This is a genomic window from Paludibacter jiangxiensis (assembly GCF_001618385.1).
Classification (GTDB): Bacteria; Bacteroidota; Bacteroidia; order Bacteroidales; family Paludibacteraceae; genus Microbacter; species Microbacter jiangxiensis.
In genome coordinates, this window is sequence record NZ_BDCR01000004.1 from 1,011,421 (window position 1) to 1,026,737 (window position 15,317).

At 44.6% G+C, this 15,317-nt stretch carries 13 protein-coding genes; 1 reads left to right on the top strand and 12 read right to left on the bottom strand.

What is annotated here, in order from left to right; translation table 11 throughout:
• Window positions 1-42: 42 nt before the first annotated feature.
• The 11 genes from PJIAN_RS14270 to PJIAN_RS14320 all read right to left on the bottom strand — a co-directional run bounded on the left by PJIAN_RS14270 (window position 43) and on the right by PJIAN_RS14320 (window position 13,302).
• Window positions 43-867, bottom strand: a complete 825-nt coding sequence (locus tag PJIAN_RS14270) for an alpha/beta hydrolase (protein WP_068706510.1) — start codon at window positions 865-867, stop codon at window positions 43-45.
• A 64-nt stretch (window positions 868-931) separates the two neighbouring features.
• Window positions 932-1,717, bottom strand: coding sequence for an SGNH/GDSL hydrolase family protein (locus tag PJIAN_RS14275; protein WP_084252432.1), 786 nt, complete (start codon window positions 1,715-1,717; stop codon window positions 932-934).
• A gap of 18 nt (window positions 1,718-1,735) precedes the next feature.
• Window positions 1,736-2,398 (bottom strand): GDSL-type esterase/lipase family protein, encoded by a 663-nt coding sequence (locus PJIAN_RS14280; RefSeq protein WP_068706233.1) that lies wholly within the window; start codon window positions 2,396-2,398, stop codon window positions 1,736-1,738.
• Window positions 2,399-2,484: 86 nt separating this feature from the next.
• Window positions 2,485-4,812, bottom strand: coding sequence for a DUF5703 domain-containing protein (locus tag PJIAN_RS14285; protein WP_068706235.1), 2,328 nt, complete (start codon window positions 4,810-4,812; stop codon window positions 2,485-2,487).
• Between the two features lie 180 nt (window positions 4,813-4,992).
• The gene (locus tag PJIAN_RS14290; protein ID WP_172795627.1) at window positions 4,993-6,225 is read right to left on the bottom strand and encodes an SBBP repeat-containing protein; all 1,233 of its coding nucleotides are present in this window, start codon (window positions 6,223-6,225) and stop codon (window positions 4,993-4,995) included.
• A gap of 314 nt (window positions 6,226-6,539) precedes the next feature.
• Window positions 6,540-7,181, bottom strand: coding sequence for a hypothetical protein (locus PJIAN_RS14295; RefSeq protein WP_068706239.1), 642 nt, complete (start codon window positions 7,179-7,181; stop codon window positions 6,540-6,542).
• Window positions 7,182-7,272: 91 nt separating this feature from the next.
• The gene (locus PJIAN_RS14300; RefSeq protein WP_068706241.1) at window positions 7,273-8,289 is read right to left on the bottom strand and encodes a zinc-binding alcohol dehydrogenase family protein; all 1,017 of its coding nucleotides are present in this window, start codon (window positions 8,287-8,289) and stop codon (window positions 7,273-7,275) included.
• A gap of 37 nt (window positions 8,290-8,326) precedes the next feature.
• The gene (fucP, locus tag PJIAN_RS14305; RefSeq protein ID WP_068706242.1) at window positions 8,327-9,583 is read right to left on the bottom strand and encodes an L-fucose:H+ symporter permease; all 1,257 of its coding nucleotides are present in this window, start codon (window positions 9,581-9,583) and stop codon (window positions 8,327-8,329) included.
• A 22-nt stretch (window positions 9,584-9,605) separates the two neighbouring features.
• Window positions 9,606-10,523 (bottom strand): amidohydrolase family protein, encoded by a 918-nt coding sequence (locus PJIAN_RS14310; RefSeq protein ID WP_068706244.1) that lies wholly within the window; start codon window positions 10,521-10,523, stop codon window positions 9,606-9,608.
• A gap of 83 nt (window positions 10,524-10,606) precedes the next feature.
• Window positions 10,607-11,539, bottom strand: coding sequence for an aldo/keto reductase (locus tag PJIAN_RS14315; RefSeq protein ID WP_068706246.1), 933 nt, complete (start codon window positions 11,537-11,539; stop codon window positions 10,607-10,609).
• A gap of 230 nt (window positions 11,540-11,769) precedes the next feature.
• Window positions 11,770-13,302, bottom strand: coding sequence for an alpha-L-fucosidase (locus PJIAN_RS14320; RefSeq protein WP_068706248.1), 1,533 nt, complete (start codon window positions 13,300-13,302; stop codon window positions 11,770-11,772).
• 318 nt (window positions 13,303-13,620) lie between these two features.
• On the opposite strand from PJIAN_RS14320, the gene PJIAN_RS14325 reads away from it, so the two are divergent.
• Entirely contained in the window at window positions 13,621-14,517 is an 897-nt protein-coding gene (locus tag PJIAN_RS14325; protein ID WP_068706250.1) for a helix-turn-helix domain-containing protein, read from the top strand.
• 185 nt (window positions 14,518-14,702) lie between these two features.
• On the opposite strand, the gene PJIAN_RS14330 is transcribed toward PJIAN_RS14325, so the two are convergent.
• Window positions 14,703-15,251: a hypothetical protein gene (locus PJIAN_RS14330; protein WP_068706252.1), complete on the bottom strand. Its 549-nt coding sequence runs from the start codon at window positions 15,249-15,251 to the stop codon at window positions 14,703-14,705.
• Between the last annotated feature and the right edge of the window lie 66 nt (window positions 15,252-15,317).

Below are 15,317 nucleotides of genomic sequence, written 5' to 3' on the forward strand. Positions count from 1 at the left end.
CTACTTTTTTGACATAAAAAAGCAGACCGATTTCCATCGGAATTATTTTACTGGTGTCGTTTTTGTGAAAAAATTGGACATAAACAGCATTTGATACTGAATGGAATTATTCCAGTAAGGCCAGTTGTGAGCTCCCGGGCGAATGATAAAATCGTGTGGAATATTCCGGTCAAGCAGTTTTTCGTGCAACTGGCAATTTACCTTGTAGAAAAAGTCTTCCGATCCGCAATCGATAATCAGGCTCAACGATTTCGGTGTAAGCAGATGAACGAGGTTCACCACGGTATTTTTCTCCCAGTTATCCGGATTTTCGGCGTAAGTGCCCAACCGTTTGGCAATGTCCCAGTTGTTAGGAAAAGGACGAAAATCGACACCTCCGCTCATGCTGCCGGCCACGCCAAACAAATCCTGATGGCGAAACGAAAGATAGAGCGCACCGTGTCCGCCCATGCTTAAACCGGTAATGCCTCGTCCGGCACGGTCAGCGATCGTAGCATAATGGCTATCCACAAACGGGATCAGCTCTTTGGTGACGTAAGTTTCGTATTGAAAATTCTTATCCATCGGGCTATCGAAATACCAGCTACCAATTGCGCCATCAGGACAAACCACAATTACATCGTAAGTATCGACCAAAGGAATAAACGATTTGCCCTGCGTGATCCAGTCGTTATAATTACCGCCATATCCATGAAGCAGATAGATTACCGGAAGGCGTTTGGCCGTTGAATAATTGTCGGGAGTTACCACTACGGCTTTAATTTCTTTGTTCATCACCTTGCTGTAGGTAGACACCGTTTCAATTTTGGCAGCAAAAACGACAACAACAGCAAACATTAACACCAATAAAGCACAAAGTCTTTTCATTCTGTAATATTTTTTTTTAAGATTATATGGAATTGATAGATGAGTAAAACTTACTTCATTCATTTTAGTATCTGTAATTTTTCAAAAATATCAGCTTTTTACTGACTTGCTTGATCCATTCGCGAGCCATCAGTTCGTGACCGAAAACGGTAGGATGAATACCATCCCAAATCCAATAATCGGCTGGAGAATCTTTCATGGCTTTATCAAAAACCGAAGGATAATCGACCACTATGGCATCGAATTCGGCAGCAAGTTTCAGCACCACTGCTTTGCGAGCCGCCACTCCATCGCGCCATTTTTCCCAGTTATTTTTGCGGTTCCCAACCGGATAAACGAAAGGAAGGCCCAACACGAACAATATTTTAGGGTTGGCAGCTTTGCTTTGTTGCAACAAATCACGATAGCCTTGCTCAAAAGCTGCGACATCTGTAATCGGCTCATTGTTTTTAATGGCATGATCAACATCGTTGATACCTACCAGAAGACTCAACACATCGGGATGCAGATCGAGCGTATCCGTTTTCCAGCGTTGCTGAAGGTCGGGCACACGGTTGCCACTTATTCCCCGATTGTAGAACGAAAATCCGTCATGAGGAAAGTCGGCTCCTACCCGACTGGCAACTGCAAAGGCATACCCGTGTCCCATGATGTGGTTCGGATCGCTATTACGCCCTCGGTTGCCGTCTGTTATAGAATCACCCTGAAAAAGAAAAGTCAGGTGCTTCTCTTTGTCGGATACAGAAAATTCGTTTCGTTTTGGTTTGGCTGCCAACAAGGAAGCCGGAGTAACAGCAGTTGCGATTCCGGCAATAGCAGCCGTTTTCAGAAAAGTTCTACGAGAAAACACTGTATTAATGGTTAATTATTAATGCTTAGTGGTTAATTGTCTGAATATCTCGTTGGCAAGAAATTTCGCACCTTCGGCATTGGGATGAATGCCATCGAAGACCAATTCTTCGTGCCCTAAAAATGGTTTTCTGAGATCAATCAACCGCACGTGCATTTTCTTTTGCACGGTTTTGATTTTCGGAATAACGCCGTTGACAATGATGCTATCGTTGATGCCCCACTCGGGATGAAAATGAGGTGCACGGGCAAATACCGGAATCGGATAGCAGAGATAGATTTTGGGATGCGACGGCAGTTGCTTGAACCGTTTCACCATCGCTGTCAGATCCGCAATAAAGTCGGTCTGATACTTCCAGTTCATCGGTTTGCTGTCGTTGGTTCCCAGCTTTATAATAACAATGTCGGGATTCAGAGCCAGCGCATCGCTATACTCTTTCTCTTTGATGTACGGCAAATTTCCTTTCGAGAGCAATGTACGAGCGCTGTTACCGTAGTTGTGCACCTCGTATTTATCGCCCAACAAAGCCTGGAGTTGAGTCGGATAAGATTCTGTCGGTTTCAGACCGTAACCGAAAGTAATGCTGTTGCCTACGCAGGCTACCTTGATTTTCGGTTGCGCAAATGTCACAACCGAAAGGAGCAAAAACAGCAGTAAAAATGAGTATTTTGTACGATTCATGCGTAAAAAATTTCAAGTTAAATATTAAAAGTTTCAAGTTTCATGGAGCTACATCTTCACAACCCCAAATCCTCAAATTTCCAAGTCTAAAATCCGTTCATCACCTGCACATCCGATTTTCGTTCTGCAGGCAACACTTCCAGCTTTTTCAGTTTTCCGTCTTCAACGGTTGCTTCAACAGTGGTATTGTATGGTGCATGCAATTTGAAATGAACATTCCGGCTTTTCGGCCAGGCAGGCAAAAGGTAAATTTTCTTTCCGTCCACCTGCATCAACATTTCCTGCAGGCCTATCATGCCGCTGCCTCCCCAGTTGTGGTCGGGAGTCCAGTCAAAACCAGGACCCCAGAACGAAGGGAAACGTCGGGGTGAATCGCCCAGTTTTTGTTGCAGCAGCGTATCGGCAGCCTCGGTCAATCCCAATCGTGCCGCCCAGATATTATCCTGTTTCCAGCCCTTCGGACTGCGGAATTTTTTCACAATCGGATCGTAGTTCCATGTATTTATCGCAACATCCAGATCGGGTTTACCCACGCCGTACATTCCCCAGGGAAACACAGGGTAAAGCTGTGGAGACTCTTCGTTTTGCACCCGCATCCATGCTCTGGCCGGAGCAATGGTCTTATGCCCGTCAAACTCTGCGAACTCGATAGGTGGTATGCGTTGCAAGAAACCGCTCCATGCCTTACGTTCGTCAGCGCTCAGGTATTTATCGGGCAGCTCCAGCAAACGGGAAGTAACGGTTTTCAGGGCTGCAATAGTGGAAGATGCATTATACGCCATCTTAAAAGTTTCGGCTCCCGAACCGGGATAGAGTACCAGATGCCCGTTATCATCAAGCGCTTTTGCACCACGCTGTTTGGCCAGATATTGGTAATGTTCGTCGAAAAAAGTGAGACAGCTTCTTATCAACGGCAGATATTCGGTAATGTCAGCTCCGGTATAACGCTCTTTCTCCAGAATCATAAAACAGAATTCGAGCGAGGTATCCCAAAGATATTCGAGCCAGGCATTGTATTCCATTCCCTTATCATAGTTTTCGGGACGTTTCCAGCCATATTCTGCGCTATTGGGTAATCCGAAATTTTCGATCTGTTCGGTAAAGCAAGCGCCTTTGTGTCCCCAATAAACCTCGCTACGCAACTCGGCATTGCCCAGCATATTTTTATAGTAATCAAACTGAGGCTTCATCATCTCAAAATCGCCGTTTTTGAGGAATGGGAAATAGACCAAACGCTGATTCTGAGCCGTCATCAGACCTCCGCACCAATTGCGGAAATCGGGAGTGTACTGCTTCTTTGGATCTGTAAACGCAGCATCGTAGGTAAACAATCCGCCATTAAATTTGGTAGGAGCCGAACCAAAGGCATTGCAACCCAACTGATAACGGAACAACTCAAAATTGCGCAATACTGATTCCTCTTTGGAGATGGCTCCGGTAGCCGTTCCTTCAATAAAGCTACGGTTCCAGAAATCGTTCCACCAAACGCGGGTTTTGGCAAGAGCTGTTTTGGCATTCTTATCGCGATCAGTTTTGGCCGCTTCCAGCCCGCTTTGCCACGCCTTGACATCAGGCGTTTGAAGCGTATGAAGTGTCAGGGTGATCTCTTGATTTTTGACTGGTTTATCACTTTTCAGTACCCAGCCTTTGAAATTGGCATCCACGTAACGACCGCTCGTCATTCCGGCGGGCGACATTCCTTTTCCCTCGAAGCATCCACCAAACGTCAGGTTCTTCAATGGATTGTACATTTTGTCTTTATAAGCCCACAACCCTTGCTGGCGAACAGTAATGTCAAATACCGTGCTATCCAGATTGTGGTGAAAGAACTCTACTCCTTTGCCCCGGAAAGCAATACTGTCGCGTTGGGTAGTTATATTCTTAACCGGACCCCATTTCAATGAGTTGGCAAAATTCTCGCCCGACTTCTGCAAGTAGTTTTCGTAACGCCAGCTTTCATATACAGCCTCGGTCGTTACCGGCTTGTCGGCGTTCACCGACACATGCACCACTGGCCGCATCACATCGACCCACAAATTGATTTTAGCCGAAACAGCTTTATTCTTGCCGGTAATTTCGACATAGCCTTCATGCAGTTTTAATTCCTGGCGAAACTCACCGTTTTCGAATGGATTGGGAGAGAGTTTCACCCGTACGCGCCCCAGTTTTAGAAAACCGTTATTTTCATCAAAAGTGCCACTTCGGGAAACATAAAAGAGCAGATCGCCATTTTCGACCCACACGTTCAGTCCAATATCGTGACCACCGCAAGGCATCGATTCGGAGGAGTTTTTACTCTGCGTAGTCCACACCACGTTGTAGCGGTCGAGGCTTTTGGGCTGAGCAGATGCGAGCAACGGCAGTAAAAAAACACAAATAAATAATAAAACGTTATAGCAAGAAAACTTGTTCATAATTACTGTTACTTATTGTACTATACTTTATATAAATAGATTATACCCAAACCCATAAGATTTCAGGGCAATTTTATTGATCTTTCAAAATTAGCGAAACCCAGCGACATTGCAGTGAAAACTTCAATAAACAGCATCTGTTGAAACAAGCGGATTGTATACCATTACTCTAACTGACATTCATTTCAACTTGACGAGATAAAAATCATGTGTCCCGCTTAATCGTCCGTAAAGATCAAAGCCGGTCAACCCGACGTGATAAATATTCCCCAGTCGATCGATAGTCACATTCTTGCCCGAAGCATCTCCATTAACACCCTCCGGAATTATTTTCTTTTCCCAAATAAGCTTACCATCACCGCTATACATCCTAACAAATGCATTTGCAGGAGGAAGATTCATCACACCACTAACGAGAAAATTATCGCCAAGCAGCTTACTGCTGCAAATTCCTTTAACCGAGTCATGTTTGTCTGTACCAAACTGTTTATCCCACAATATTTCACCCTTCCGGTTTAATTTTACCAGAAAACAATCGCCTTCTCCCAATTGCGAAGATGCCAGATTGCCTGCTGTTGTCCCTCCGAGGTAAATATTATCCTGATTATCAACCATCAAACAAGTTGGAATATCGAAAGACTCAGTACCTAATTGAGCGAATGTAATTGGTTTTCCCTGCTCGTCCAACCTGCAAATAAAACAATCCATCATTCCTTTATTTGAAGAGATCAGGTTTCCAAAAGTGCGACCTGCAAGGTAAATCCGTCCTGCGTTATCCTGAGCCAGACAGTCTCCGCCATCGCGCAAACTGGTGCCAAACTGTTGTACATAAACAAGCCGCCCTCCGGAAGTCAGTTTCATCACAAAAGCATCTTCATTTCCCTGGGATGTAGAACCCAACTTACCGAAAGTAGATCCGGTAACATAAACCGACTGATCTTTGGAGACCAGAATTCCCAACCCGATATCGATACTGTCGGTTCCAAATTGTTTAATCCACAATTGCTTGCCCTTTGATGAAAATTTTGCAACAAAAACATCTTCCTTCCCGAATTTCTTTTCACCCAAAACGCCATCAGTAGTACCCGTAATGTAGATATTACCGGCATCATCCATAGCCGAACCCTGAATATCATCGTCCTGATCAGAACCGAACTGACTTGACCACAACAGATTTCCTTTTCCATCTATTTTAGAGATAAATCCGTCTTTTTTACCAAAAGAACGCTCACCCATCTTGCCATCGGTATAACCCGTCACATAAACATTGCCGAAACGATCAATCATGTGATTGCGAACATAAACCTCTTTATCACAACCATATTGCTTACCCCAAATCAAATTAACTGAAGACTGTGCAGACCCGAAATAACAGGCAAGAGATAAACATACAGTCATTAGCCCTTTTCTCATCCACGCAAAACTAGTTTTAGATGGCCGGACGTAACTCGCATGACATTGTTCATCCGTGTTTGTGTCTTTTACAAAACATGCTCGATTCATGATGATTTTCATTTGACCAAATATTTAAAGATTAAAAAGAGAATCAAAGAACAGTAAATAAAATAACGTTAAGGATTCATTCGTCATTTATTCTTTACGAACACTACAATCAATCATCCACATCAGGAGCGTCGCTCCGTTGTCTTGGTAGAAATGCCACGTCACACAGATTCGGAGGGGCAGAGCCCTGATGTCTAAAAAATGACCTGAATTGGGGAAATATATCAGGTTGTTCGTCTTGTTTTTTCTGTGTAAAACATAATTAATTCGGCGGCTCTCAGCTTGCTAATAGCCCAATTGCCCAATTGCAGTTTATTCAATTTATTAAGAACGTCCGTATAGATGTCTTCAAAACGAATATCTTGTATAATATCTTGTAATGCTTTCAAATAGGCACGATAATTCTGTTCTTTTTCAATTCCATAAGTTGATATTATCTTATCGACAGTCTCATTTTTTGTTCGTCTAATATAGAAAAACACTTTACTATCCCAAATAGCATAAACTTCAGGATTTATAAAATGAAGCAATTTAGAGGTACCCACCATCGAGTTATTGACACACTCTTTGATTGTTTTAAGCTCATCTTCCTTCAAAAGAGATCCAGCTCTGACACGATTCAATAATTCAAGAACTTTTTTGCTATTTCCCGTATTCAAAGTCAATATAGTAGGCATCCATCCATACACGAAATGAGCCGCAATTATCAGATGTTCTTTTGTTATTTCGCCTGTGATTTGTTTGAAATAATTTACAAAAATAGGATAAGATTCCAAGTAAGATTTTTCATCTGTTTTCAAGCAATCAGGATGAAAATGCTTTGCATCTCGTTCAATTCTCTCAAGGTTTAATCCGGAAAAATCCATAACATTGATTTATAGATTATTATTTGGTCGCTATAAAAACACAAAGCCTCCATCTTCAGATAGAGGCTTTGTGTTTTTGCCATCCGTATCTTCAGAATTTCACAAAGATACGAAAAACTTTGCCCGGGTCGGATTGCCAGTGTTTCATGGCTTCTTGTGCCTGTTCGGGTTCGTAGATGCCGCTGATGAGCTCTTCTTTCGGACAGGTACCGCGTTTCATGTATTCGATCACAGCACGGAAATCTTCGGGCATGGCGTTGCGCGACCCGCGAATATCGAGTTCTTTCTGCACGAAATATTTGGTTTCGAAAGCAATTTCAGTCTTGGCATAACCGATGCACACCACGCGACCAGTGAAGGCGACTTCGCTGATTGCCATTTGGTAAGTAGGAGGTGCTCCCACGGCTTCGATCACCACGTCAGGACCGGCATTGTTGGTAATGGTCTGCAAGCGGGCGTGTACATCTTCCGTTTTGGAATTGATGGTATAAGCCGCACCCAAACGTTTTGCCAAAGCCAGTTTGCTGTCATCCACATCAACGGCAATAACACGGGCACCACGCAAGGCCGAACGCACAATTGCTCCTACCCCGATCATACCACAACCGATCACCATCACCACGTCGAGGTCGGTAACCTGAGCGCGCGATACGGCGTGAAAACCGACACTCATCGGTTCTACCAGCGCAAAATCACGGGGAGTAATTTCCGCATCGGGAATCACCTTACCCCATGGAACGGAAATGTATTCGCTCATGGCACCATCGCGTTGCACGCCGAAGGTTTGATTGAACTGGCAGGCATTGGGACGGCCGTTACGACACGAAGGACAACTGCCGCAAGCGGTGTATGGATTGACTGTACAGGAAACTCCCGGTTGGATATGCGCAGGAACACCTTCGCCTACGGCTTCGATGACCGCACCAATTTCGTGACCCGGAATAACGGGCAGTTTTACCATCGGGTTTTTACCTAAGTAGGTATTGAGGTCGGAGCCGCAAAAGCCCACATAACACAATTTCACCAGTACTTCTCCTGCTTTCAGAGCCGGTTTTTCTACCGAGACGACTTTCATCTCACCAGCCTGAACAATTTGTAAAGCTTTCATTTTCAAGAATTATATAAATGACACTATTTTTGAATGATCAATCGACTACTTTGTAGCCTTTCCATCCGTAATAAGCACAAAATGCGAAACAAATCATCGGAATAACATAGGCAATATAATAAATCGCGCTATTCCGATCCATGATATATGCCGTCAACTGAGGCAAACAAGCATTCCCAACGATGGCCATCACTAAGAAAGCCGAACCGCTCTTTGTATTTTTTCCCAGATCGGTCAATGCCAGCGAGAACTGTGTCGGATAGATAATTGACATAAAGAAGGCAATAGCCAACATGGCATAAATGCCCACCATTCCGCCACAAACCATAATCACGATACAGAGCAACACATTCAACAATGCGTATGTAACCAGCATGTTTTGCGGGCGGAATTTCACCATCAGCAATGTTCCGATCCAACGTCCGGAAAGGAACGCAAGCATGTATAAGCCAAAAAATGTAGTAGCAGTGCCTTCTGGCAATCCGGCATATGTACAGCAATAAACCAAAAAGAGGCTGTTGATCGCCGTCTGTCCACCGTTATAGAAAAACTGTGCGATAACTCCCCAGCGCAAATGCGAACGTTTCAGCACGTTGAAATCGATCAGTTTATCGTTCGATACTTCGCCTTCCACATGGTCACCTTCCTTGATTTTAGGCAATTTCGAGAAGATAAAAACAACGGCAATCACAATCAGCACCGTTGCCAAAATCAGGTACGGCAGTTTCATCGCATCCGACTCCTGTTGTATGTAACCGGTCCATCCGCCGGGGAAATCAGTTGGCAGGGTTTCGCGGGTAAATTTATGTCCGCTCAGCACCAGTTTGCTCAGGAACATGGCCGAAATAAAAGCCCCCAGACCGTTGAACGATTGCGCCAGATTCAAGCGACGGGGAGCCGTAGCCGGATCACCCAGCACCGTAACATACGGATTGGCGGCCGTTTCGAGGAAACACATGCCGGTGGCAATAATAAAGAAGATGCAAAGGTAAGCCCAATACTCTTTAATCATCACTCCGGGAAAGAACAACAGTCCACCGATGGCTGCCAGCACTAATCCGAAGATAATTCCAGATTTGTAGCTGTAGCGTTTCATAAACATGGCAATCGGGATCGGGAAGATAAAGTAGGCCAGCCAGTAAGCCGATTCGGTAAAGGAGGCTTCAAAAGTTGAGAGTTCGCATGTTTTCATCAATTGCCGTATCATGGTAGGCAAAAGATTGCTGCTGATGGCCCAGATAAAAAAGAGGCTAAATATCAACAGCAGAGGCAAAGCATAAGGTCGTTTAGACATAAAAAGGGTTTTCAATAAATGATTATTCTGACATGTTTTTAATATAGGGTAACTCTACCAAGTCAGTAAAGCCATAGAACGATGCGGCATTTTTGCCCAGGAAGGCTTCTTTCTCTTCCTGACTCAACTCATCGGTTTTCAGTACAAAGTCATACGACATGCGGTAGGTAATGGCCGTGATGGTGCGCGGATAGTCCGAGCCCCACATCAGCTTCTCGATACCTACTTCGCCGGCAGCCTCTTTGATGGCTTTCACCGCTCCTTTGAACGGATAAAACTCGGAGTTGAAGAGCCAGGTAATGCCGCCCGATTCGATACGCACGTTCGGGTGACGCGCCAACCGGATTTGATCCAGCCAGTTGGGTTGAGTGACCATGCCGAAATGTCCGATAGCGATCCGCAGTTTCGGAAACTCTTTGATGATCTCCTCCATCTCGGCCACCTGTTCGTTGCCGTCAGCCAAATCAACAGAAAAGAGCACATCGTTTTGTTCCATCAGGCGGAAAAGCTGCATCATCTCGTCGCAAGTTAGCCATACCCGTTTGTCGGACATAATCAACCGTCCGGCAGGTAGTTTGAGAGCGCCAAAACCTTGCTTAATCAACTCTTCTCCATGCTTCAGGTAGCCCGGCACACGGGCATCCACCATTCCGCAACAGAGAAAACGGTTCGGATATTTGTTCTGAACCTCCCTCAGGTAATCGTTCTGCAATCCGTCGATATATTCCTGCGTGATGACGGCGGCAGACACCTGCGCGTAGTCCATATTGGAGAGAAAAATCTCGGCAGTGTTGCGTCCGTCGATAATAAACGGGGGCACCATTTGCCGGATTTCGCCCATAAAGAGCGAGCGTCCGTTCTCCAGCGTCTTTATTTTCATTCCGTTCACCTCGGTATCCTGATGAAGCCAAAGGTGAGCATGTGCATCGATAATTTGCATAAAAGCCAGTTAAAAGTTTCAAGTTCAAAGTTGAAGGTTTCTAGTTGACAACTAGCCATCTCTCCACCTCACTATCTCACTGCTCAACTGTTAAGCCAGGTATCTCTGAATCTTGGTTCCAGTATTTCCTGTACCTCTTTCAATAGTTCTTCGTCTAAGGGTTCATTGACCCAGCGAATATTGTCGAGCACTGCTTCGGAACGGGTGGTACTGAAGAGTGTCGTTGCAATGCGTGGATTGGCAGCCGAGAATTTCACGGCAAGTTGCTCAATTGATTTGCCTTTGCTTTGGCAGTGAGCCACAGCTTTGCGACACAGATCCTGCAAAGGTTTCGGAGCCGGATGCCATGCGGGAGCGCCGCGATCAGTCAGCAATCCCATCGAAAAGGGAGAAGCGTTGATTACACCGATACCTTTTTCTTTAAAATAGTCGAGATAATCGACCAACGCATCGTCGTTGAGACAGTAATGGCAAAACGAAAGTACGCTTTCCACCGTACCGGCCGGCACGTGATCGATCACATATTTAAAGTGACGGAGCGTCAGGTTGGTGATGCCCACGTGTTTCACAATGCCTTTATTGCGCAATTCCACCAAAGCAGGCAATGTTTCATTCACCACTTGATCGAGATCGGCAAATTCGATATCGTGCACATTAATCAGGTCGATATAGTCCACGTTGAGGCGTTCCAGACTTTCGTAAACGCTTTCGGTAGCCCGTTGAGCCGAATAATCCCAGTAATTCACACCGTCTTTGCCGTAACGGCCTACTTTGGTCGACAGGTAAAATTTGCTGTGGTCGATCTCTTTCAGTGCTTTCCCCAAAACGACTTCCGCTTTCAAATGTCCGTAGTAAGGCGACACGTCGATAAAATTAATGCCGTTGTCAACCGCGGTATGAACCGCAGCAATGCCTGCCTCTTCTTTCAACGAATGAAAAACGCCACCCAGCGACGAAGCGCCGAAACTGATATTGGAGACTTTCATGCCGGTTTTCCCGATCTCTCTGTATTCCATATTAATCTGTATATTAAATAATTATATTTGTTTGAATTTGGCTCAAATTCATATAACTCCGTCCTTTAGGGCGGAGTCAAAATGGGACGATTCCAATTTGGCTTTAGCCTTGACAAATGCAAGCTGATTATCTCGCCTTGGGTGTTATCATGGCTAAAGCCTAATAGTATTTCTTTTTTTAGCTCCGCCCTAAAGGACGGAGTTATTCGATATAGCTCGTTTCGTCGAATTTATTTTTTGAGTGCAACTTTAAACGCAACAACCGAATAATCAGGAAGTTTTGCAGGTTTCCTAATAACCAGTTCGTCGTTGTTTTGCGTCCAGCTGATTTTCTCTCCGCTTCCCAGCAGCGTAACAGATGCAATTTTCTTTCCAGCCAATTTGCCGTTTTTGCCCATCGACTTCAATCGAATATTCTGCGTCGGATTTTCCATGCAAAATGCGTAAACAGCTCCCTGTTTGGTGGTGTAACGGATATCGTCGGCAGTGTATTTACGCACATCTTTCAAGCCTCCGAATTGTCCTTTTTCCTGCGACTGGGTTGTCGACGGTCCTTCGCCGTAAACTTTCCACGGGCGTGAACCGTAAATTCCCTCACCGTTATCTTTGATCCATGCGCCAATGCCTTTGAGAATAGCAACCACATCGGGTTCCAGATCGCCTTCTGGTGTCTGCACCACATTCAGCAACAAGTTTCCGTTTTTGCTGACAATATCCACCAACATCTGAATTACCTCAGGAGCAGTTTTGTATTGCTGACCGGTACGGTAAAACCAATCGCCGATAGAGGTATCGGTCTGCCACGGATAAACGCTTATAGAATCGAGCACACCACGTTCCACGTCCTGTACAAAACGGTGATCCGACGGTTCTTTACAGGTGTAAACGGCTTCGAGTTTACCGTTGTGCTGTGTTATGTTTTGATTATAGAAATGCGCGATAAGGCTTCTTCCCACCTCGTTTTCAAATGGAATTTTACTATCGGAATAGAGGAAATCGGGATGATACATATCCACCAGCTCTTTGATGCGAGCATACCATTCATTTTGCCACGCGGGATTTTTCGTCATCCAACCGGTATCGTCGGCAGCTGCTTTACCATGATACAAATCTTCGTAGCGCGGATCGTTGCCATCGTACGGAACACCCGCTTTGTCTCCGGTTTTGTCGGCGCTATGCGCTTTCTGATACCATGTGTAGCTTGCGGCAAGGTGTTCGGAAACACCAAAACGCAAACCCTCTTTTTTTGCTGCTGCCTGCCATAGACCTACCACATCTTTGTGCGGGCCCATATTCACCGCATTCCATTTGTGAAGCTTGGAATTCCACAAAAAGAAATTGTCGTGGTGCGTGCCCATCGAAACGAAATATTTTGCTCCCGTCTCTTTGTAAAGCTTCATCAAGGCATCCGGCTCCCATTTTTCGGCTTTCCACAAAGGGATAATATCTTTATAGCCTTTTTCGGACGGATGTCCGTAGCGCTTCAGATGATCTTCGTAATAACCTTTTTCCCAGGATTGTCCGTCCTGCATGTACATATTGCGAGCGTACCAGTCACCTTGACGAGGTACTGCCTGCGGCCCCCAGTGCGCCCAAATACCGAATTTGGCATCGCGAAACCATTGAGGATACTGATACTGTTTCAGAGAAGCATCGGTCGGTTTGAATTTCCCCGGTGCAATCGGGAACTCCTGCTGCGCCATAGATTGGGAGCAAATACCCGTAAAAAGAGCAATCATCAAAAGCCATTTCACATTTTTCATTTGTTCAATCGGATTAGAAGGTTAATATCAGGACAATACTTTTGTGTAATTTCATCAATTGGCAGCTGCAAAGATACTTGTAAACCAGACAGAAAGGTTGTATATAAAAATCAATTTTGTGTACAGAATAAACATTTTTAATTTTGCAGGAGAATTTCGAAGAACCAAGAGCCAAGAGACAAGACCAATGAACCTGGAGTGTTTATTGCATCCTAATATTTTCAGACCGTCCTTATTTCTTGTAACTCACTCAAATTAAATTCTTGATTCTTGACTCTTGGTTCTTGATTCTTGGCTCTTGACTCTAAATACAAAACCATGTCCACCCAACCCGAACAACAAAAATACGACCCCTGGGAGTTGCAACAGGAGATTGCTAACTTCAAAGTGACGGTTCACTGCTGCCGCTACTGGATACTTTCCGAGTGGGAGTGCAAAAACATGTCGTTTCCTTTCTGGCGATTGTATCACAGTCGTTTGGGAGGATCGTACGTTCTGTTTGACGGGAAAAAGATAGAACTTTCGCCGGGCAAGATCATTATCATACCGCCCTATACCTCATTTTCGTCGCAGTTGAAAGGGACGGAACCCAACGAAAACATACAGGGCATCCGGATGCAGCACGAAGAGGAGATTGCGCTTTACCAGAAGCGGGGGATGACCGACCAGATGTTCGTACATTTCAATCTGGGCTATCCCTACGACCAGATACGGCCGGATGTGTACGAAATAACCATCGACCCAGAAAGAGAAAAGATTGTGCGGGAGATTGAAAACGACCGTTTGCAGGAGCCTAACGCGATCGGCTTTTCGTCCAGTTTAAAGCTCGTCAGTCTTATTTTATCGGCGCTTCAGCAGATTTCGCCTCTTTTGTGGCAACGACCCGAAACCGATAACCGCATTTTGAAAATCATCCGGTACATCGACAAAAATCTGGACCAACCCTTGAATAACGAAACCCTGAGCACGCTGGCCAATCTGGCAACCAACTCCTTTGCGCGGCTCTTCAGGGAGTGCATGAATAGTTCGGTGCAGCAATACATCCAGCAACGGCGCATCGATCAGGCGGTTATTCTCCTGCATCACTCCGACCTCTCGATCGATGAAATTTCCTCCCAATGCGGTTTCTACGACCGACACCACTTTTCGCGCGTATTCCGCCAACAAACCGGCATCCCGCCCGGATCGTACCGTCAAAAGATGCGGGCAAACTGATAGTTATTTCGGTTCATTGTAGTCGTAACGAAAGAAATTAGAAGCTGAATTTCCCCGCTACCACACGATTCGCGGCGCTAATCGTGCGGCAGCGGGGCCTTGCTTTCATTTTCGGCGTCGGCCGCAGCCATACGCCGAACCCAAATCTACTTTACACGCTACGGTGAACCGGGGATCAACACCCGTTAATCCCATTCTCCTGTCTCATCTTTTTCTTTTATTATTTTCCCATTATTGTCATAATACCTCCATATGCCATATTTTAATGCTCCATCTACTATATAGGAATTAATATCATTGTGAATTACAATCTTTCCCTTCGAAAGTAGTGCCATGGTAGAGTAATAGTTAACTTCCTCCGCTTCAACCTCATAAAATACTTTCTTATTGATGTCTTTTTGAACAATCTCAATCTTTGCCTGTGCATTAATAATCTCTATCGTGGAATAACAATTTTGTTTTACATTAAAAAAATACCATATTCCATCTAATTTACCATTCTTATATTGTCCAAAATAATATAATGAACCATCTTTGTTAATTTGATACTTTGGCCCATTTTCGACTCCGCACTTATAGAAGGTGATAACTTTGGAGTCTTTTAATGGGTCAATCCAAATACCATCTTTCTTTCCATGTGAATTGATTGTGTTCGTTGTGTTTTCGATTGTTTGTGAATGTCCCAAGCCAAAATAGCACAAACACAATAACAGAATGATATATATATATTTCATAATAATTGATGATTAACGTATGGATGGAATGGAAACTTTTACGGCATTTATTTTCTGTATAAAATT

Bases quoted from the DNA above. Each gene is read 5' to 3' on its own strand.
- PJIAN_RS14270 (WP_068706510.1), bottom strand. From the start codon at position 867: ATGAAAAGACTTTGTGCTTTATTGGTGTTAATGTTTGCTGTTGTTGTC.
- PJIAN_RS14280 (WP_068706233.1), bottom strand. From the start codon at position 2,398: ATGAATCGTACAAAATACTCATTTTTACTGCTGTTTTTGCTCCTTTCG.
- PJIAN_RS14285 (WP_068706235.1), bottom strand. From the start codon at position 4,812: ATGAACAAGTTTTCTTGCTATAACGTTTTATTATTTATTTGTGTTTTT.
- PJIAN_RS14290 (WP_172795627.1), bottom strand. From the start codon at position 6,225: ATGAGAAAAGGGCTAATGACTGTATGTTTATCTCTTGCCTGTTATTTC.
- PJIAN_RS14295 (WP_068706239.1), bottom strand. From the start codon at position 7,181: ATGGATTTTTCCGGATTAAACCTTGAGAGAATTGAACGAGATGCAAAG.
- PJIAN_RS14300 (WP_068706241.1), bottom strand. From the start codon at position 8,289: ATGAAAGCTTTACAAATTGTTCAGGCTGGTGAGATGAAAGTCGTCTCG.
- fucP (WP_068706242.1), bottom strand. From the start codon at position 9,583: ATGTCTAAACGACCTTATGCTTTGCCTCTGCTGTTGATATTTAGCCTC.
- PJIAN_RS14310 (WP_068706244.1), bottom strand. From the start codon at position 10,523: ATGCAAATTATCGATGCACATGCTCACCTTTGGCTTCATCAGGATACC.
- PJIAN_RS14315 (WP_068706246.1), bottom strand. From the start codon at position 11,539: ATGGAATACAGAGAGATCGGGAAAACCGGCATGAAAGTCTCCAATATC.
- PJIAN_RS14320 (WP_068706248.1), bottom strand. From the start codon at position 13,302: ATGAAAAATGTGAAATGGCTTTTGATGATTGCTCTTTTTACGGGTATT.
- PJIAN_RS14325 (WP_068706250.1), top strand. From the start codon at position 13,621: ATGTCCACCCAACCCGAACAACAAAAATACGACCCCTGGGAGTTGCAA.
- PJIAN_RS14330 (WP_068706252.1), bottom strand. From the start codon at position 15,251: ATGAAATATATATATATCATTCTGTTATTGTGTTTGTGCTATTTTGGC.